We start from the raw sequence: 19,668 nt of genomic DNA, 5'->3' as shown, positions 1-19,668 counted from the left end.
AACACTATGACGAATAAGTCTGATCGCAATTTTGACAGCATTGCGGCTAAATTTCAGCGTAATATTTATCAAAGTAGTAAAGGTCAGCTGCGACAAGCCGTGCTGATGCGTGATTTAAACGGGTTAGCGCTGTTGTCCGCCCCTTGTCATATCCTCGATGTGGGGGGGGGGCAGGGACAAATAGCTTTGCAACTGGCTGAGCGCGGGCATCAGTTGCTGTTAACGGATATTTCAGCTGATATGCTGGCATTAGCAGAGCAGCAAGTTCAGGCGCGTCAGTTAATGGCACAGGTTAGCCTGGCTCAATTAAGCCTGCAGCAATTGGCTTTACGGCCAGAGCGTTATGCATTGGTGTTATGTCATGCGGTATTGGAATGGTTGGCTGATCCCGCTGAGGCAATTGTGCAGTTGCGCAGTTTATTACTGCCGGGCGGGGTGTTATCGCTGATGTTTTATAATGTACATGCCAAAAGGTTTAGCAATATTTTGTATGGTAACTTTGATTATGTGCAAGCAGGCTTACAGGTAAAAAAAACTGTTAGTTTAAGTCCGCAAAATCCTATCTTGCCTGAGCAGGTTGAACAGTGGTGCAGTCAAAATGGCTTAGCCATATTAAGTAAAACCGGTGTGCGCTGTTTTCATGATTATTTGCGGGACAGGCGTCTACAGCAGAGCCATTACCCGCAATTGCTGGAACTGGAAATGGCCTACAATCAGCAGGAACCTTATTTATTGCTTGGCCGTTATCAGCACTGGCTGCTGCAAGCTGATAACAACTAATCAAACTCAAATTTGTAGAGCAAGTCTACCGCATTATCGACACCGGATACGGCTTCTAAGTACAGGCTACGTAACAGCCTGTAACGCAAAGTAAACTGACCAATAGGCTCGAAGATACCAATACCATATTTTAATTGCAGGTTGCGGGTGAGATAGCCGCTGACGGTGACTTGCGAGGCATCACCCGCGCCCTCGGTATCCAACGTCAGATCCCTCACCCCAAAGGCTTCACCAATTTCACCCAGCACCTTACCGCTTTGAGCAATACTGAGGCCAATCAGACTGGTGGTAATAGCGTTGGCAGCACTACCAGACCGACTGTCCAAATCACGCCCCATCAGCAGATAAGATAACGCATTGGCTTGCGCCTTAGCCGGTTCTGAAAATATGATGATTTGTGGCTCATCGGCCTGACCTGTTACCCGAATGCCAGCGATGACATCATCTTCCATATTGGCCGGATTTCGGATAGCTTCTACGGACAAAAAAGGCTGTTCAGCTGGGCCACTGAATGTCATTTTGCCATGACGAATAAGTAAGTCCTGGCCATATGAGCGGAACGTGCCATCGACCAGCACTACCTCGCCATTAACTCGGGGCTGACTTTGCTGCGCCTGTTGTTGCACACGCAGTTCACCTGTTAAGCGGGTTTTCAGGCCAAAAGCGGATAATCTCACCCTCTGTCCTAAATGCAGTCGCAAATCTAATTGCAATGGCACAGCCATCACCTGTTCGGTACTTAAAGGTTGTAATTCTTCATCAAGCAATACTAAATCGGACGTTAAGGACACCGCATTTTGTGGCAGACTGTCTATATTGATATCGGCGCTGGGAATATGGATACTACCACTAACGCTCAACAACACAGGGCTGGCATTAATCGTCAGATCTGGCTTTACCCGCAACTGCGCATTCGGCACTTGCATGCGCAGTTCATCGCCGGTAAGGCGAATGGAGGCTTGCCAGGCATTCAAATCCTGCCAATCAGCAGAGCCAGTCAGGGCGAGTTCACCCTCAGGTGTTCGTAACTGCCCATCCAGTTGTGCATGTTCACCTTTGAAACGCAGAAAAATATCAGCGTGATCGATATCAGCTGGTGCCAGTTTGCCTTTGAGTCTAAAACCCTGCAAACTGGCCTCGCCCTCTACCATAGGGTTTAGCAGGGAGCCACTGAGACGTATATCGCTGCTCAGTTCACCTTGTAACTCACTAAATTCATCTATCAGGGGTTTTAAGAAGTCCAAAGTAAATTGATTTAGACGTAGTTGAGCTGATAATTGCCGGTCGTCACTGAGTAACTGTCCAATATTGGCCGTTACTTTCAGTTGGCTTTGCGGGTTAAAATCGATGATTAACTCACTTTGCAGTAGGGGATCTGGCACTTCAAGCGATGGCTTTGCCCGGGTATGCTCATCTTGCAGTTCGGTATTCAGTTGCCATTGTTGCCAGGGGACTATAACAGGTGCGTCCAGTTGGTAAAGTAATTGCCCCGCACTGCCATTAACAGCCAGTCGCAGCTGAGGCAATTGGCCACTTTGCCAGCGGGTATTAAAAGTCGCATCCATTTTGCCGCTAATCTGGCTTTGGTAGGGTACAAAGGGCTCCAGCATAGCCAGCTCAAATTGGGTTAGCTGCAGGCTAATTGCGGCGGTGGTGGCTGATAAAAGTGCCGGCTCTGTAAAGCATAAGCTAGTGGGGGCATTAAGCCAGCAATGTGTTGCCAGTTCTAACTCTGCGGTGCTCAAAATAGCATTTATAGCAAAAGGCTCTGCCAGCTGCCATTGCCCTAGCACACTGGTGATAGTAGCGCGTTGAATTTGCGCCTGCCAATGCTCTCGCTGCCTTAAACCTGCGTCGAGTGCTAATTCAACTTGCCCCTCGCTGCTATCGAGTGCCAGGCTCAACTGATGCGTCTGCTCGTTGCCGCTGAGCGCCAGAGTCAATTGTTGTAGCTGATATGTCTGATATTCACCACCACTGGCATCAATGACCAGGTTTACTTCCAGTTGTTCCGTCAGCGACAGTTGGCCACTGAGGTCGAGTTGTTGCAAGGCGGCATCGACCATCGTCAGTTGTTGCGCCTGCAACTGAATGTCCATGAAGGGCTGTCGTTGCAGGCCGCTTAAGGCAATTGTGCCATTAACCTGACCTGCTATCCCTGCCAGGCTGTGACCGAGCTCAGGAATAGCTAAGTTGGCTGTTATCTGCCAATGCTGGTCAAGACTGCCTTGTAACACAACCCTATTGTCACCATGCTGCAGTTGCATTCTGTCGGTGGTCATAGCAAATTCGTTAAAGGCGCTATCAGCAATTAGCCTTAGATCGCCATTTAGCTCAAGCGGGTAGTCTCGTAACAGGCCCTGTAGGGCAATGACTGGAAAGTTTAAATTTATCTGCCCATCTGCTGTCAGGGCGCCCTGATGTTGCAGTTGGCCAGACAGTCGGCCTTCATAATCAGGCCAGAATAAACCAGGTTGTAACTGTTTGATGCTAAGGTTCGTCTGCCAGCTGGGGTTGGCACTAACTGAAGCCTGAGCCTTTCCGCTAATTTCACCACCGAGCAACGCTAACTGATAGTATTGTAAATCCAGTGTGCTGCTGGCTAAGGTAAACAGGCCACGACTGTTGATGGCTATCTCTGGCGTCGATGGCATCTGTAGTTTACTACTGAGCTCAAATCCTTGCTGCTGCAGGTTGCCTGAGACTTGCAGTGACGATTGTTGTAATTCTAGTTCGGGCTTGCCTTGCAGTGGCCATTGCAACGCTGCGGCGCTGAGGTTGAACTCAAAAGGTAAATTATCGCTAAGTAGCTGTAACTGGCCTTGTAGCTGGGCGGCAATAAGCTGGCTGCTGTCCAGTTGCAGGTTGAGTTGGCGTAAACTACCGTCTAACTGTAGCTTTAACAGCAAGCCTGCCAGTTCAGTGTCGGTCATTTCTGCTTCGAATAAGGCAGTCAACGGGATGTCAGGGCTTAGCTGCAGTGTGGCCTGTCCTTGCAGCTGCGCCATCTGATGACGTAACAGAAGATCAAATACGCGCAGCTCCCGAGGCGTCAGTTGCAGACTGAAATCAAGCTGCTCCAGCTGTTGCAGCTTATCTCCCTGTATCACCTTGATATCGCTGATTGCCAGTTGATTTAACATGACCGTTAGGGGGATGGCTGGCAGATTGATCTCTGGTGCCTGATAGCTAAAGGCCTCTTTGTCAGAAGTGTGTTCACTCTCGGCTAACTGCAGCTTAAGTTGCTGCAACTGGCTGTTATCCAGCTGGAGCCGGCTGCCCCAGCCACTAAACTCAGTGTGAAAAGACTGCCAGCTGATCTGATTTTCGCCAAGTTGTAGCTGGATATTATTCAGCTGCAAACGTGCTATGCTGGCCGGAAAGGGCAGGCCAACTGGGGCGGCTGCACTTGGTAAAGGGGCTAAGCTCCTACTTGCTGCTGGGGTGACTGCTTCACTTGGTTCTAAACTCAGATTGAGCACCAAGCCATCCAGCGTTAACTCATTAATGCATAGTTGCAAGGTAAAGGCACAACGTAGCTTAGGTTCAAAAATAAGGTGTTCAAGCTGCAGTTGCAGATTTTTATCCTGGTATGCAAGCTGTTGCAAATGAAATCCACCGAGCAGGCTGCCACTGCTTTTTTCAACCTGCAATTGCGGCACATAACGTTCGGCCAGATATAAACTCATCCACAAGCCTGTCTGGCTGAATAATAAAAACAGGCTTATCAATAGCGCGGTTAACAGCGGTAATAGTACTGTCCAGTTAAGCCATTTTAAGGTGCTCAGGGTAATGTCTTTGATCACAGCTCAGGCCCCAGAGAAAAATGCAGCTGAAAGGCTTTGCGCTCACCACTGTCTAAACCCCAGGCAAAATCCAATCGGATAGGGCCAACAGGTGAGCCCCAACGCACCCCTATGCCCAGGCCTCGTTTAAAGTCGACTTTGTCATTCCAGGCACCGCCATAATCGGCGAAGGTGGCCAGCCACCAATTGCCGCGTACCCGGTACTGGTATTCCAGCGAGGTGGTGGCCATATAGCGACCACCGGCCAACGATAAAGGGTCTTCCAGTATCGGTAGGGATTCATAGCCATATCCGCGCAATTTATTATCACCTCCGGCAAAAAACCGCAGGCTTAATGGTAAATCTTTTAATGACTCGCCGACCACTGCACCTGCATCGAGGCGGGTAACAAGGCGATGATCTTCGCCTACACTACCGATCCAGCCGGCACGGCCCCTTACCCTGACAAAATTCGCATCCGAGCCCCACATTTTATCTGACACCTCGACCGCTAACAGCAAGCGATCGGCCGAGCGTGGCATATAGCCGGCTGCCTGGCGTAAACGGTTATAACTTATGCCGGGCATCAGAATATTACTGCTATTTTGTTGTTCTAATTCGGTGGTTTCTTCATATAGCAAGCGAACAGAGACTGTCCTATACCACTGATTTTTTAGCAGCCAATGACGTTCAGCGGCCAGGTTAGAAATCTTAGAGCGTATCCCTTGCTGACGACTGTAGTCTTTAAGCCCAAAAGCATATTGAAACTGATAAAAATCGGTGGCTGCATTTACCAGAGGCATTTTATAACTACTTTCAATTTGTTGCTCTGCTGCTGAGAGTGCCAGATTCATCTGCAAGCTGTGGCCACGATTATTTAACCAGGGCTTGACCCAGTTTAGTTTAAAGCGGCCTTTTACATCATCTGAATAGCCAATACCGGTTTCGATGCTGTTGCGTTTACGTGGTGCTAATTGCACATCAATAGGCAAAATTTGCTGATCGAGCTGGCTATCATCGCCTTCAATCAGGATAGATGAAAACCAATCGGTATTCGCCAGCGCTTGATTAAACTCGCCGAGTTGGCTGGCCAGATAGGGATCACCGACTTTAAACGGCACCAGAGATTGTAATCTGCGACTATCAATTTGTTGGCCGCTAAAGGTCACTGCACCGAAGCGGTAACGCGGGCCGGAATTAAAATGCAGATGCACAAAGGCTTGATTCAAATCAGGTGCTATCTCCAAACGAGCCAGACTGAAGTTTGCATCAAAATAGCCTTTGCGCAAGGCCAGGCTTTGTAAGGCACTTTTAAAATTATCATAACGTCCCTGATGCACAATCTGCTGAATTTTCGGCGCCTGTTGCTGCAGTAGTACTATAAAATCCGGATCCTCTGCTGCTTCACCATTAAGCAGAATATCCGCAGTGGCGATACGCACCGGTTCACCCGCTGTAACATCAATTTGTAATAGGGTGCCATTGCGCTGAGGTACCAAAGTAAAGCGAACCTCACTGTGGTAATAGCCCAAGGCTTGCATGGCAGTGAGAATGTCTTGTTCAACCCGTGCCTGAAAACGTAATGAGGTAGAAATTTCGGCCGGATTGAAACGTTGCAGGTATATTAAGACGTTTTTTTCAAGTTCATTACTCAAGCCTTGCAGCCGAAATTGATTCTTAGCTGATACAGGCATAGTGATAAGTAGTAGCAAACACAGATATAAACGCATTAGGCAGAAATAGTTCCCGTCGCAAAGAAGAATTCATGGACAACACCATCATCAGGCTGGCCACTCCTTAAGTATTATGGCGTAGCCTAACACTCACTGTACAGCTTGTTGGCTGTTTCCTGGCTGAACAACAGGTTGATTAACCCCTTATTTTAATACTGTTTCAACACTTGCCCGTTAAAAACAGACGAAAATGCCTGCTCTTTTACGTTATACTTTGCAAAAATAAGGTGATATCACCAAATAACGTCGATTTATGACAAGGTAATCTGCATGGAAAACGTAGTGATCAGTGGCTCCGGTCTGTTTACCCCGGCCGCAACCATCAGCAATGAAGAGTTAGTCAACAGCTTTAATCAATATGTTGATCAGTTTAACCAGCAATATGCACAAGAAATTGCTGATGGACAGATGGACGCGCTGGACTACTCCAGCTGTGAATTTATCGAAAAAGCCTCAGGAATTAAATCCCGTCATGTGTTGTATAAAGTAGGCATTTTAGATCCCGCGATTATGCGCCCAGTGTTTGACCGCCGAGATGAACAACAAGCTCCAGAAATGGTAGAAATGGCTTTGCATGCCGCAAAGGAAGCTTTGCAGCAAGCCGGTAAAACGGCTGCTGATGTCGATCTGATTATATGCGCCGCATCAAACATGCAGCGGCCTTATCCGGCGCTGGCCATTGAGTTGCAGCAATTACTGGGGGCAACGGGTTATGCGTATGATATGAATGTCGCTTGTTCATCAGCGACCTTTGCTATCAGTAATGCAGTCAATGCGATACGTGGCGGCACAGCGCGGGTGGTGTTGGTGGTTAATCCTGAATTTGCCTCTCCACAGGTGAATTATCGCAGTCGTGACAGCCATTTTATTTTTGGTGATGTCTGTACTGCTACTATTATCGAAGCGCAAAGTAGCTGCAGCAGTCCTTTGGCGTTCAGAATAATGGGCATGCGCTTAAAAACCCAGTTTTCTAATAATATTCGTTGCGATGTCAATTACACTGAGCACTGTTTTAGTGAGCCGGATCCGGAAGTAGCCTTTTTTAAACAACAGGGCCGCAAAGTATTTAAAGAATTGTTACCACTGGTAGCAGAAGTGATTCAGGATGAAATGGCAGCACAAGACGTGACCGCTGCTGATTTAAAACGGTTGTGGTTGCATCAGGCTAATATCAATATGAATATTTTTGCCGCAAAAAAAATATTAGGCCGCGATCCTGAGCCTGCTGAGGCGCCTTTGGTGCTCGATACTTATGCCAATACCGCTTCCGCCGGGTCGATAATTGCATTTCACCTGAATAAACAAGGGTTAAAAACCGGAGATAAGGCCATTTTATGCTCTTTTGGCGCCGGTTATTCGGTAGGCTGTTTAGTGCTGGAACAATGTTGAGTTGTAGTTAAGCAAAAAAAACGGGGCTTTTGGCCCCGTTTTTACAAATACAACTTTACAAGCGGATCACCGAATTATGATCGTACGATAATGGCGAGGGCAGGTAAGCATCCGCTTCGTCATCATTAAGCCAGGTGCCACCGTCCACCAGGTAGCGAAATTGAAATTCGCTGTCTTTAGGTAGAGTAATACTGGCACTAAAATCACCACTTTTACTCTTTTTCATCACAACGGCCTCGGGATCCCAATTATTAAATTCCCCTAACAAAGCAACCTGTGTAGCAGCTGGCAGGCTTTCAGCTGTCAGCTTAAAGGTCACTTTGCAAGCGGGTTTGGTTTTCAAATACTGCTTACTAATGCTCATTGCTAACTCCTGTTGCGACATGGGGGGTACCCACAATTTATTGGGTACCTTATTACCCTAACCGAAACTGAATACTTTGCCAATGCTTAAAAAAGCAGCATGCAATAATTTTAATCGTCCACTGAAAAAATGGCTGGTTCCAGTTAAAAGATATCTATCAGAGCTTGCGAACAGCAATAAAAGGAGGATAGTTTTGCGGTCAATGCTTTAACTGTCTTTTACCTAACCTTTTGTTTGTAACAAAATATATCTTTTACAGACTATTTGAAGGCCGATAAAGAATTTGAAAAACAACAAAGTTAACAAGCCGTGTGAGGTGCTAAAGCCTTATAAAGCAATCTTTGAACTTAAATGTCATATTCAGTGAAGGTCTGACATGTTACAACTAATACAAGTTTGAAACAGGAATACTGATACAAAGATTAACAGACAAACGACTACATCTGGGCCTGTAGCAGTTAGAATGTAATAAGCAAAATTATTTGATTAAAACAAGGCTAGGTTATGGCATCAAGATTTGTGAAAATTGGTTTACCCATCCTAATTCTGGTTGGCGCAGTGGTAGTAGCAAGCAGTATGTCAGGTTTGCGAAAGGCGCCGGCAAAAGTAGAGCAGCAGAGGTTACCCTTGCTGGTTAATGCAGAGCTGTTACAAGCAGAAAATTTTATTTATCGCATTGCTTCACAAGGCACAGTAAGTCCTAAATTAGAAACTACGCTCATTTCTGAGGTTAATGGCCGCATAGTCGCGGTATCGGAGCAGTTCGTTGCGGGTGGTTTTTTTCAACAGGGCGATTTATTGGTTCAGGTAGAACAAGCTGATTATCTAACTGCGGTAAAAGCCTCAGAGGCTGCGCTGGCGGGGGCTAAGGCACAATTAGAAGAAGAAAAAGCACGTGTTAGGGTTGCAGAAGCAGAGTGGCGTTCTTTTACCGAAGGTAAAGCCCCGGCATTGGGGTTACGTCAACCACAATTGGCCAGTGCCTTGGCTAATGTGCAGTCTAAAGAAGCAGATTTGGAAAGGGCTCGACGCGATTTAAGTCGCACTGAAATCCGCGCACCTTATGCTGGCATGGTCGGTAGTAGAACCGCAAACCTGGGACAGTTTATTAGCCGTGGTAGTCAGCTTGGGGTTATTCTGGGAACTGACGTGGCGGAAGTGCGTTTACCTCTCTCAGATACTGATTTTGGTTTTTTACCACAGCAAGCTTCAATCTTAAAACCTGTTCCTGTGGTCTTGACCGCAATCGTGGCTGGCCAATCTCAGAGCTGGCAGGCAAGCATTGTGCGAACGGAAGGGGTTTTAGACGAGCGTAGCCGGGTGATTTATGCTGTGGCGGAGATTATTGATCCTTACCAGCGCAATGGGCATGCTATACCGTTACAATTTGGTCGCTTTGTACAAGCTGAGATTAGCGGTATTGCGGCAAACCAGGTAGTCAAAGTTCCCCGGCATTTATTGAAACCGGGCAATCAATTACTGATTGTTGATTCGGATAATTTTCTGCAATTTCGCACGGTATCATTAGATAGAGCAGATACCCGCTACGCCTATATTAAGGCCGGATTTGAAACTGGTGATCGCTTAGTTACCTCACCAGTCACAAATCCTCTGGCGGGGACTCTTGTCAGATTACCTGGCGAGGGCGAGGCGTTACCCGCCGAGACTGCAGCACCTGACAATGTTTCACAGAAACCTGATGAGTTGGAAGGGTAATAATTATGGATACCAACAAAGGCATTATTGCTTGGTTCGCGCGTAACAGCGTTGCCGCCAATTTATTAATGGTGGTGTTATTGCTAGCAGGTTTGGGTTCAGTATTAACCATAAAAAAGCAAACTTTTCCAGAAATTGAAACAGAGGTGGTGACGGTACGGGTACCTTACTTAGGTGCTGCACCGCAAGAAGTCGAAACTGGCGTTATCGACAAAATCGAAGAAAGTGTCCGGGGCGTGAATGGCATTAAACGCATCCGCTCTACCGCAGTAGAGGGACTGGCTACTGTAAATTTAGAAATTAGTTCTGGTTATAATATTTCTGAGGTGATGGAAGAAATAAAAACCCAGGTTAATTCTATTTCCACTTTGCCCGAGCAAACGGAGCGTCCGGTGGTGTACCGTGTTCGTTTCCAAAGTAACGTGATGTGGTTATCACTTTATGGCCCAGCATCGGAGCAGAGTTTAAAAGAGCTGGCGAAAAGTATCCGAGATGAGATTAAAACCCTTCCAGGGGTGAGTAAAGTTGACGTAGTTGCCGCCAGGAATTACGAAATTTCCATTGAGATCCCTGAGCACAGATTAAGAGAATATGGCTTAACCTTTGATCAAATTGTCAGTGCTATTCGTGGTAGCTCAGTTGATTTACCCGGTGGCTCGATTCGCTCTGAAAGTGGCAATATTTTACTGCGTACTAAAGGGCAAGCTTATTATGAGGATGATTTTGCTAACATAGTGTTGTTGCGCAATGCTGACGGTACTCGCTTAATGTTAGGTGATATTGCCAGCGTCACAGATGGCTTTATCGAGCGCGCACGCTTAGCGACCTTTAATGGTGAAAATAGTGTTTCTATTAGAATTGATGCTGTAGGTGAAGATGATACCTTACGTATTGCGAATACCGTAAAAAAATATATTGAAAAAAAACGCGAAGCATTACCGTCCACTATTACCTTAGATTATTGGGGGGACTCCAGCTATTACCTGCAAGGCCGTTTAGATCTAATGACCAGTAACCTGTTTTATGGGGTTATTTTGGTACTTTTGGCACTGACCTTATTTTTAGAATTCCGGGTGGCGTTCTGGGTTATGGTTGGGATCCCTATCTGTTTTCTGGGTGCCCTGGCGCTACTGCCATTACCGTTCTTTGGCGTGTCTATCAATATGATCAGTTTATTTGGATTTATATTGGTGCTGGGGATAGTGGTGGACGATGCCATTATCATCGGTGAAAGTGCCTACAGTGAAATTGAAAAGCGCGGCAAATCTACAGATGCCGTTATTGCCGGCGCAAAAAAAGTGGCCATGCCCGCCACTTTTGGGGTGTTAACTACCATAGCTGCTTTTGTGCCGATGTTACTGGTTGGTGGCGCGCAATCCGCTATTTGGGGCTCTATCGCCTGGGTTGTGATCTTGTGTCTGGTATTTTCAATAGTTGAATCCAAACTAATTTTACCAACCCACATTGCCAATATGGATACCAAACCCTGGAATCCAGATAAAGGTGGCGTTTATGCTTTAGGGCGCTTTGGTAGTAACACCTTAAAGCGGGTGCGCGGTGCGGTATCGCGGGTATTATTTAGCTTTATTCATAATCGTTACCGGCCTTTTGTTGAACGTTGTATTGAGTTTCGTTATGTCACCATGTCAATATTTTTTGCGCTATTGATCTTGATGTTTGGTGTGTTATCCGCCGGTTTTGTCCGCTGGGTATTTTTCCCGGATGTGCCTAGTGATTTTATGCAGGCCAGTGTCCAGATGGAAGAAGGCGCGTCGAATGAAGCAACAGTGTTAGCTATTCAGGAAATTGAAGCGGCCTTAATGCGGGTTGATCAACAATTGCTAGCTGCCGGTGAAGATGTGGTGGTGAAACATCGCTTGGTATTTTTAAACAGTGATACTTCTGGCAACTTAGTGGTTGAGCTTGATAAAAGTGAAGGGCGCGAAGTCGATAGCTTCGAAATAGCCCGCCTGTGGCGCGAGCAAATTCCGGATATTCCTGGTTTAAAAACCTTTAGAGTGAATAATTCTACCTTTGGTGGTGGCTCTGATATTGCGCTGCAATTACGTGGCCGCGATTTACCGCAGCTACAGGCCGCGGCAGAAGATTTAAAGCAACGTTTAGCGGCTTACGAAGGGGTATTTGATATTGAAGACAACCTGCGCGGCGGTAATGACGAAATTGTGTTGGCCTTAAAGCCGGAAGCAGATCTGCTGGGTATTACACTCTCGGATCTGGCCCGTCAGGTACGTTTTGGTTTCTTTGGTGCCGAAGCGCAGCGGGTGCAACGTGGTGGCGAGGAAGTGCGGGTGATGGTGCGCTATCCACTGGAAGAGCGTCGGTCTTTAGGTGATTTAGAGAACTTGCGGGTCCGTACCGCCAATGGCGGTGAAGTCCCGTTCTCGCAAGTGGCTACCTATACGCTGCAGCCGAGCTTTAGCGCTATTACTCGGGTGAATGGGCAACGAGCGGTGACTATTACCGCCTCTGCCGATAAATCACTGATTGAGCCTGGGAAAGTCGTTGCCGAGTTGCGCCGCACCGCGTTAAAAGAAATTGAGCAGAACTATCCTGGGGTAACAGGGCAATTAGATGGGGCTAGCCAGGATGAAATTGATGCACGGCAAGATCTAATGAAAGCCGCGGTGTTTGCGCTGTTCTGTATTTTTGCGTTGATGGCTATTCCGCTGAAATCCTATGCGCAGCCATTAATTATTATGAGTGTCATTCCCTTTGGCTTAATTGGTGCGGTTATAGGCCATATGTTGCTTGGATTAAGCATGAGCATTATGTCGGTGTTTGGCTTAGTGGCGCTGGCAGGGGTTGTGGTTAACGACAGTCTGATTATGGTCGATTTTGTTAACCGGGCAAGGGCTCAGGGGGTGGCGATCAAGCAAGCCGTCGTAGAGGCGGGCACCCAGCGGTTCCGTGCTATTCTGCTTACTTCTTTAACCACCTTTGTGGGCTTGGCACCCATAGTGTTAGAGCGTAGCTTACAGGCAAAAATTGTTATACCCATGGCCGTCTCGTTAGCCTTTGGTATTTTGTTTGCTACTGTCATTACTCTAATATTGATCCCTGCACTCTATGTTATTTTAGAAGATATAAAAGCATTGTTTAGCGGGAAAAGTGCCGTTAAGCTAAATAATACGGAATCTATACTAAAATAGGCACTTAGTGACCCTTTGGCAATTTCTGACAGCGGCTATGCCGCTGTTCAGTGTGTTTATCCTTCTGGTGTTATGTCGCCTGCCAGCCCGGCAGGCGATGCCATTAAGCTTATTAATCAGTACTGTGCTGGCCTATTGGGTATGGCAGATGTCATTTCTGCAACTTGCTGCAGCAGTAGCAGAAGGGCTAGTTATTGTAGCGACCATTCTCTGGATTATCTTCGGGGCCATAGTGCTGTTAAAGGTGCTGACCTTAAGCGGTGCCATGGCGGTAATCAAAGCCGGCTTTAGCCAGCTTTCTGCCGATAAGCGGGTGCAGCTAGTGATTATAGGCTGGCTCTTTGTCGGCTTTTTAGAGGGCGCTGCCGGCTTTGGTACACCAGCCGCCATAGCGGCACCCTTATTGGTCGCGTTGGGCTTTAGTCCGCTCGCCGCAGTGGTATTAGCCTTGGTTGCAGACTCGGCAGCGGTGTCATTTGGCGCCGTGGGTACCCCGGTTTTAGTGGGCTTAGCGCAAGGTGTACCAGGTGTTACAGCGATTGAATTACAACAGATCGCTTTAACGGCGATTGGTATTGATATCTTTGTGGCGTCCTGGTTACCGCTGATCTTGGTGCTAATGTACAGTCGTTTTTTTTGCGAACAGGCGAATTGGCGTTATGGCTTGGCTGCGGCGCCTTTTGCGATATTATCCGGTTTGGCCTTTACACTGCCAGCCTATGCTGTTACGTGGTGGTTGGGGCCTGAGTTTCCTTCTGTACTGGGTGCCTTGATCGGATTAGCCATTACTTGTAGTGCGGCGCATTTTCAAATATTAACGCCAAAACCTGCGCTAACTATACCTGTCGGAGCGATAGATCTCAGCATACAGACTCATCAAAGCCAATTAGCTCAAACTCAGTCAGTTCATATCTCCGTGCCAAAACCTATAGCGCTTTGGAAAGCCTGGTTGCATTATGTCGTTGTCGCTTTATTACTGGTGCTCACCCGTGTCTCAGAGCTGCCATTCAAAGCCTGGTTACAAGGGGTGAATTGGCAATGGCAAGCAATATTTGGCACTGAGCTAACGGTCAGTGTGGCGCCTTTTTATCTGCCTGGCTCTGTGTTTATGCTGGTTGCGCTGTTAGCTGCGTTAGTCTTTCGGTTGTCGAGGGGGCAGCTGGGTAATGCTTTTAAGCAAAGTGGCATCATGCTGTTACCATCCTGTATTGCGCTTGCTGCAGCGGTGCCGATGGTACGGATATTCCTGCATTCAGATGTAAATGCCTTAGATTTACCGGCGATGCCACTCGCCTTGGCTGCGCTGGCAGCCGAGTACTTAAGCGACTCTTGGTTGGCGCTGGCGCCTTTAGTCGGCGCGCTGGGTTCTTTTATTGCGGGCTCAGCCACCTTTTCAAATTTAATGTTTGGTAGTTTTCAGCAGGCAATGGCGCAGGAAGCTGATTTGCCAGCTAACCTGGTACTGGCTCTGCAAATGCTGGGGGCTAATGCCGGCAATATGATTTGTGTGGTCAATGTGGTTGCCGCCGCTAGCGTAGTCAATTTAAATGGTCGGGAAGGTGAGATCATCCGTTATACACTGTGGCCCATGCTGTTTTATTGTGTTGCTGCCTCAGTGGTGGCCTGGATGCTATTTCGCTGACAAAGATGGCTGGCAAGCGATAAAACAGCTATGTTCAATAGCATAGCCTGTATTTTTAGCAGCACATTCAGGCAAAGCATACTCAGTATCATTAAACACAACGATCATCTGCTTATAAGGATTGTATGAAAATCATTTTCAGAGCGAGCGATATTTTAGAAGCCCATATTGTCGCGGGAATGTTGCAATCTTACGGTATAGCCGCCTATGTCGGCGGCCATTATCTGCAAGGTGCGGTGGGAGATGTTGCGCCGCTGGGTATTGCCAATATTCTGGTGCAGGATGAAGATAGTGAGCAGGCAGAGCAAATCATCAACAGTTATCAGGCAGGTGCTGAAACGGATGCCTCGGAGCAGGGCAGAGAGTCGATTGAGCCGCTGCCCGCTCCGGGTTAACATTCAATAATGTTAACGGCCAAACCGCCACGCGACGTTTCTTTGTACTTGGTTTGCATATCACGCCCGGTATCCCACATGGTTTTAATCACTTTATCCAGCGACACCTTTTGATCACCACTGCCACGCAAGGCCAGCCGTGAGGCATTAATGGCTTTAATTGAGCCCATGGCGTTGCGTTCAATACAGGGCACTTGCACCAAGCCACCTACCGGATCGCAGGTCAGGCCCAGATTATGCTCCATACCAATTTCTGCGGCATTTTCGACATGCAAGGGCGTGCCTCCCTGAATTTCGGTCAGGGCTGCGGCGGCCATGGAGCAGGCGACACCTACTTCACCCTGACAGCCAACTTCGGCACCGGAGATAGAGGCGTTTTTCTTATATAAAATACCAATAGCGGCAGCTGTTAGCAGATAACGGGTGGCAATTTCCGGGCTGACTGGCTGAATAAATTTATCAAAATACATCAATACCGCCGGAATAATGCCCGCGGCACCATTGGTAGGTGCCGTGACTACGCGGCCGCCCGCCGCGTTTTCTTCATTGACGGCCAGTGCGAATAAGTTCACCCAGTCCATCACCTGTAGTGGATCGTTGCTTTTTTCGTTGATTAAGCGTTTGTACAAGGCGGGCGCGCGGCGTTTGACTTTTAAGCCGCCAGGCAGGATGCCTTCGGTTTTAATGCCACGATCGATGCAAGCGCGCATGGTTAGCCAGATGTTGTTTAGTTCACTTTCAATTTTCGCCGGGCTGCGCAGCACTTTTTCATTTTCCAGCATCAGGCCGGATACCGACAAGCCATGCTCTTTACATAAGGCCAGCAGTTCAGTGCCGGACTCAAACGGGAAAGGCGGCGGGTTATTGGCCGCAAACTGACTGGCCGCTTCTTTTTCTTTGGCAAAGTCTTCAGCTTTGACAATAAAGCCGCCTCCAATAGAAAAATACACCTCGCTCAGCAACAGCTGTTTATCTGCGTCAAACGCTTGCAGCTCCATGCCGTTGGAATGTTCTTTTAAGGTTTTGCGGCGGTGAAACACTATGGCGCCTTCGCGCGGGAAGCTAACATTTTTTTGCTGCGCCAGCTTGAGTTGCTGGCTGTCATGAACTTGTTTTAGCAGGCCATCCACGCTATCAGGGTCGATGTTCTCGGGTAAATAACCGGACAGGCCTAAAATCACTGCTTTACCGGTTCCGTGGCCGACACCGGTTTGACCTAAGGAGCCAAACAGCTCGATTTTAAGACTGGCCACCTGATCGAGCAGCGAGGCATCGCTGAGGTTGTCGGTAAATTTTTTTGCCGCCCGCATCGGGCCCACGGTATGCGAACTGGATGGGCCTATGCCGATACTAAACATGTCAAAAGCGCTGATTATCATAGTGGGTATCTATTAGAATAATTAATTGATATGAAGCTATTGTAACGGAAGCCGCGCAGGACTGTAAGCGGTGTGGTAACTGGTCGGGGTTTATTAGAACAAGGCTAAATAGGCGTGATAGCAGTGTTTAGCTGCTGTTGCGTAATCAAATCTTTACGATAAGTGCAGTAGCAGTTGATGCATGATAGCGGCGGTGGCACCCCAGATAAATTTATCCTGATACGGCATGGCATGGAATTGTCGCCGCTGGCCCTGGATAGTCAGTGTCATATGTTGACGATTAGCGGCCGTTAAAAAATGGCTCAGTGGGACTTCAAATACTGCTGCCACCTCAGAGGCTTGAAGCAGAAAATGGTGTTGTGGGCGAATCAATCCAACCCAGGGCTCAATGACAAAACCGGTGCTGGTATCTTGCTCAGGCAGGCGGCCAAGCAGGCTAACGTCAGTGTGCACAAGGCCAATTTCTTCTTCTGCTTCGCGCAGCGCGGCATCCTGGCTAGTTTCGCCTGACTCTATGCGCCCGCCAGGAAAACTGATTTGCCCCGGGTGGTGTTTCAGGTGCAAGGCACGCTGGGTAAACAGCACCGTCAACTTATCGCCGTAATCAACTATTGGCACCAGCACCGCGGCCGCTACTGGGTTTTGGCTTTGAGTGATGCCGGTATTGCCCGTGACTATTGGCGAGCAATGCAGCAAAAAACGGCAGCTTAGGGATTGCGCATTCATTCGCTGTGCTCTGCAGCCATGGTTGCTAATAACGGCAAAATTTTATGCACCTTATCTAATGTTTCCTGATACTCACTGTTAACCTCGGAGTCGGCAACGATACCGCCGCCGGCCCAGCAATAAATTTGTGCATCGTTGCACACCAGAGTACGAATGGCGATGTTAGTATCCATATCACCATTATTATTAATATAGCCAATAGCGCCGCAATACACTGAGCGGCAATGCGGCTCGAGCTGTTCAATAATTTGCATAGCGGCGATTTTCGGCGCACCGGTGATAGAGCCGCCCGGAAAGGCGCCGCGGAGTAAATCTGCCGCGCTATAGTGCGCAGCCAAGGTGCCGGTCACAGTACTGACCAGATGATGTACCGCCGGAAAGCTTTCAATGGCAAAAAGTTGTGGCACTTTTACAGAGCCACTTTGACACACCTTACCCAAGTCATTGCGCAGTAAATCAACTATCATCACGTTTTCGGCCCGATCTTTTTCGGCCTGTTGCAGCTGCATAGCAGCTAACTGATCCTGCTCAGGGTCTCTGTGCCGCGGCCGGGTGCCTTTTATCGGTTTGGTTTCAACCTCTTGCTGCTTAAGCTGTAAAAAACGCTCGGGGGAAATACTTAATATAGCGCCTTCGGGCAGGCGCATAAAGGCTGAAAAAGGCGCGGCATTGGCCTTGCGCAACTGCAAATAGGCATGCCATTCATTGCCCTGATAAGGTGCGGCAAAACGCTGTGCCAGATTAATTTGGTAACAGTTGCCAGCGTGTAAATGTTGCTGAATTTGCGCAAAGCGCTCGGCATATTGCGCCTGACTCATATTGGCCTGCCAGGGCCCTGTTAAGCTAAAGTTGATTTGCACTAAAGGTTTGGCCATCAGCTGGCGTAGTCTTTGCCAGCGCTGCTCAGCCTGGCCATCGTAATCAACACACCATAATTGCTTGCTTTGGCTATCCAGCACCAGTGCCCAGCGGTACAGGCCAATGGCCATGTCAGGTAACTTAATATCCTGTGCGCACAGCGCGGGCAAACGTTCGGTGTAGCGGCCTAAATCATAGCCAAAGTAGCCCAGAGCGCCGCCAGAAAAGGGCAAATCACTGCTAAGTGGCGTGGGGAAGTAGCGTTTTAGCGCACAGTCTAATACCGTAAAGGGATCTTCTGTGTAATGATGTTGACCGTGCTCGTCGCTCAGGGTCACTACGCCCGCTTGGGCCCTTAGTGTGGCTTGAGGTTGCAGCACCATAATGTGATAACGGCTATTTGGGTGCGCGCTGGCTGCCGAGTCGAGCAACATCGCCCATGGGTGGTCAGAAAAAAAGCCAAAAATGGCGGTTAAATCGTCAGGTGCATCCTGCTCAATAAGGTACTGCTGCATAGAAGGGCTAGCCGCTGTTTTCGATGCGCGTTATCATACCAGCACAGGTTGCAATAGTTAATGGTTAAGCCACTAATGGCATTATAGGAAGGGTAAGCATGACGGTGATTCGCCAGCAAGACTTTATCGATAGCATTGAAGATGCGCTGCAATATATTTCTTATTATCATCCACTGGATTTTATTCAGGCATTAGAAGTGGCCTACCACAAAGAACAAAATCAGGCGGCCAAAGATGCCATAGCGCAAATTCTGATTAACTCACGCATGTCAGCCGAAGGCCACAGGATACCGGTATCGTGACCTGCTTTGTCAAAATGGGTATGGACGTCAAATGGGATAACACCGATTTAACGGTGCAGCAAATGGTGGATGAAGGCACCCGCCGTGCTTATTTAAACCCGGATAATCCGCTGCGGGCGTCTATAGTGGCCGATCCGGCGGGGTTGCGTAAAAACACCAAAGACAATACGCCTGCCGTGGTGCATATAGATCTGGTGCCCGGCCATCATGTAGAAGTGATGATTGCCGCTAAAGGCGGTGGTTCAGAAAACAAAACCAAGATGGCCATGCTTAACCCGTCCGATTCAATCGTTGACTGGGTGCTGGAAACGCTGCCGAAAATGGGCGCAGGCTGGTGTCCGCCGGGCATGCTGGGCATAGGTATTGGTGGTACCGCCGAGAAAGCCGCGGTGTTAGCCAAAGAATCCCTGATGGATCCGGTTGATATTCAGCAGCTCATCGATAAAGGGGCCCAGACAGCAGAAGAAAAACTGCGGTTGGAGCTGTATGAAAAGGTTAACAAACTGGGCATAGGTGCCCAGGGTCTTGGCGGTTTAACCACAGTAGTGGATATCAAAATTAAATCAGTGCCGACCCATGCGGCATCTTTACCTGTGGTAATGATCCCCAATTGTGCCGCTACCCGCCATTTGCATTTTCATTTAGATGGCAGTGGCCCGGCTGATATTCAGCCGCCTAAACTGGAAGACTGGCCGCAGGTCACCTGGGAGTTAGGCGCCAAGGTACGACGGGTCAATCTGGATACCGTTACCCCAGCGGACGTACAAAGCTGGCAGGCCGGTGAAACCGTGCTATTAAGCGGTAAAATGCTTACCGGCCGTGATGCGGCGCACAAGCGTATTGCCGATATGTTGCAGCGTGGCGAAGCCTTGCCTGATGGTGTCGATTTTAAAAACCGCTTTATTTATTACGTC

General features: G+C 48.2%; 12 protein-coding genes and 1 pseudogene. 7 read left to right on the top strand and 6 right to left on the bottom strand.

From position 1 onward, the window contains the following. Positions 1-6 precede the first annotated feature (6 nt). Positions 7-780: a methyltransferase domain-containing protein gene (locus V7D78_RS09595; protein WP_333608230.1), complete on the top strand. Its 774-nt coding sequence runs from the start codon at positions 7-9 to the stop codon at positions 778-780. Here V7D78_RS09595 and tamB read toward each other — a convergent pair. Continuing rightward, entirely contained in the window at positions 777-4,586 is a 3,810-nt protein-coding gene (gene tamB / locus V7D78_RS09590; RefSeq protein WP_333608229.1) for an autotransporter assembly complex protein TamB, read from the bottom strand. The two genes, V7D78_RS09595 and tamB, sit on opposite strands and share 4 nt — an antisense overlap. After that, positions 4,583-6,259, bottom strand: a complete 1,677-nt coding sequence (tamA, locus tag V7D78_RS09585) for an autotransporter assembly complex protein TamA (RefSeq protein ID WP_333608240.1) — start codon at positions 6,257-6,259, stop codon at positions 4,583-4,585. The genes tamB and tamA overlap by 4 nt, the downstream gene beginning before the upstream one ends. 309 nt (positions 6,260-6,568) lie before the next feature. On the opposite strand from tamA, the gene V7D78_RS09580 reads away from it, so the two are divergent. Next, on the top strand, positions 6,569-7,687 hold the full coding sequence (locus V7D78_RS09580; RefSeq protein ID WP_333608228.1) for a beta-ketoacyl-ACP synthase III: 1,119 nt from the start codon (positions 6,569-6,571) through the stop codon (positions 7,685-7,687). Between the two features lie 55 nt (positions 7,688-7,742). On the opposite strand, the gene V7D78_RS09575 is transcribed toward V7D78_RS09580, so the two are convergent. Continuing rightward, positions 7,743-8,051 (bottom strand): isoamylase early set domain-containing protein, encoded by a 309-nt coding sequence (locus V7D78_RS09575; RefSeq protein WP_333608227.1) that lies wholly within the window; start codon positions 8,049-8,051, stop codon positions 7,743-7,745. A 504-nt stretch (positions 8,052-8,555) separates the two neighbouring features. On the opposite strand from V7D78_RS09575, the gene V7D78_RS09570 reads away from it, so the two are divergent. The 4 genes from V7D78_RS09570 (at position 8,556) to V7D78_RS09555 (ending at position 14,974) form a co-directional block, all read left to right on the top strand. Continuing rightward, positions 8,556-9,767 carry an efflux RND transporter periplasmic adaptor subunit gene (locus tag V7D78_RS09570; protein WP_333608226.1) on the top strand — a complete coding sequence of 404 codons (1,212 nt, stop codon included), beginning with the start codon at positions 8,556-8,558 and terminating at the stop codon, positions 9,765-9,767. 5 nt (positions 9,768-9,772) lie between these two features. Beyond that, a complete protein-coding gene (locus V7D78_RS09565) occupies positions 9,773-12,937 on the top strand; it encodes an efflux RND transporter permease subunit (protein ID WP_333608225.1) in 3,165 nt (1,054 codons plus the stop codon). Between the two features lie 7 nt (positions 12,938-12,944). After that, positions 12,945-14,579 carry an L-lactate permease gene (locus tag V7D78_RS09560; RefSeq protein WP_333608224.1) on the top strand — a complete coding sequence of 545 codons (1,635 nt, stop codon included), beginning with the start codon at positions 12,945-12,947 and terminating at the stop codon, positions 14,577-14,579. A gap of 125 nt (positions 14,580-14,704) precedes the next feature. Then, entirely contained in the window at positions 14,705-14,974 is a 270-nt protein-coding gene (locus tag V7D78_RS09555; RefSeq protein ID WP_333608223.1) for a putative signal transducing protein, read from the top strand. Here the strand turns inward: V7D78_RS09555 and V7D78_RS09550 are convergent. From V7D78_RS09550 to pabB, 3 genes are all read right to left on the bottom strand, one after another. Then, complete coding sequence (locus V7D78_RS09550; RefSeq protein WP_333608222.1) at positions 14,971-16,353, bottom strand: L-serine ammonia-lyase; 1,383 nt, start codon at positions 16,351-16,353, stop codon at positions 14,971-14,973. The genes V7D78_RS09555 and V7D78_RS09550 overlap by 4 nt on opposite strands. A gap of 153 nt (positions 16,354-16,506) precedes the next feature. After that, positions 16,507-17,079, bottom strand: a complete 573-nt coding sequence (locus tag V7D78_RS09545) for a CoA pyrophosphatase (protein WP_333608221.1) — start codon at positions 17,077-17,079, stop codon at positions 16,507-16,509. Continuing rightward, on the bottom strand, positions 17,076-18,452 hold the full coding sequence (pabB, locus tag V7D78_RS09540; RefSeq protein WP_333608220.1) for an aminodeoxychorismate synthase component I: 1,377 nt from the start codon (positions 18,450-18,452) through the stop codon (positions 17,076-17,078). Before pabB ends, V7D78_RS09545 begins: the two co-directional genes overlap by 4 nt. Positions 18,453-18,550: 98 nt before the next feature. Here pabB and V7D78_RS09535 point away from each other — a divergent pair. Beyond that, a pseudogene (locus tag V7D78_RS09535) lies at positions 18,551-19,668 on the top strand (fumarate hydratase); the annotation flags it as partial.

The organism is Arsukibacterium sp., from assembly GCF_036735525.1.
Classification (GTDB): domain Bacteria; phylum Pseudomonadota; class Gammaproteobacteria; order Enterobacterales; family Alteromonadaceae; genus Alishewanella.
Note: the sequence above shows the minus strand (reverse complement) of the source record. Positions and strands in the feature narration are given on the sequence as shown.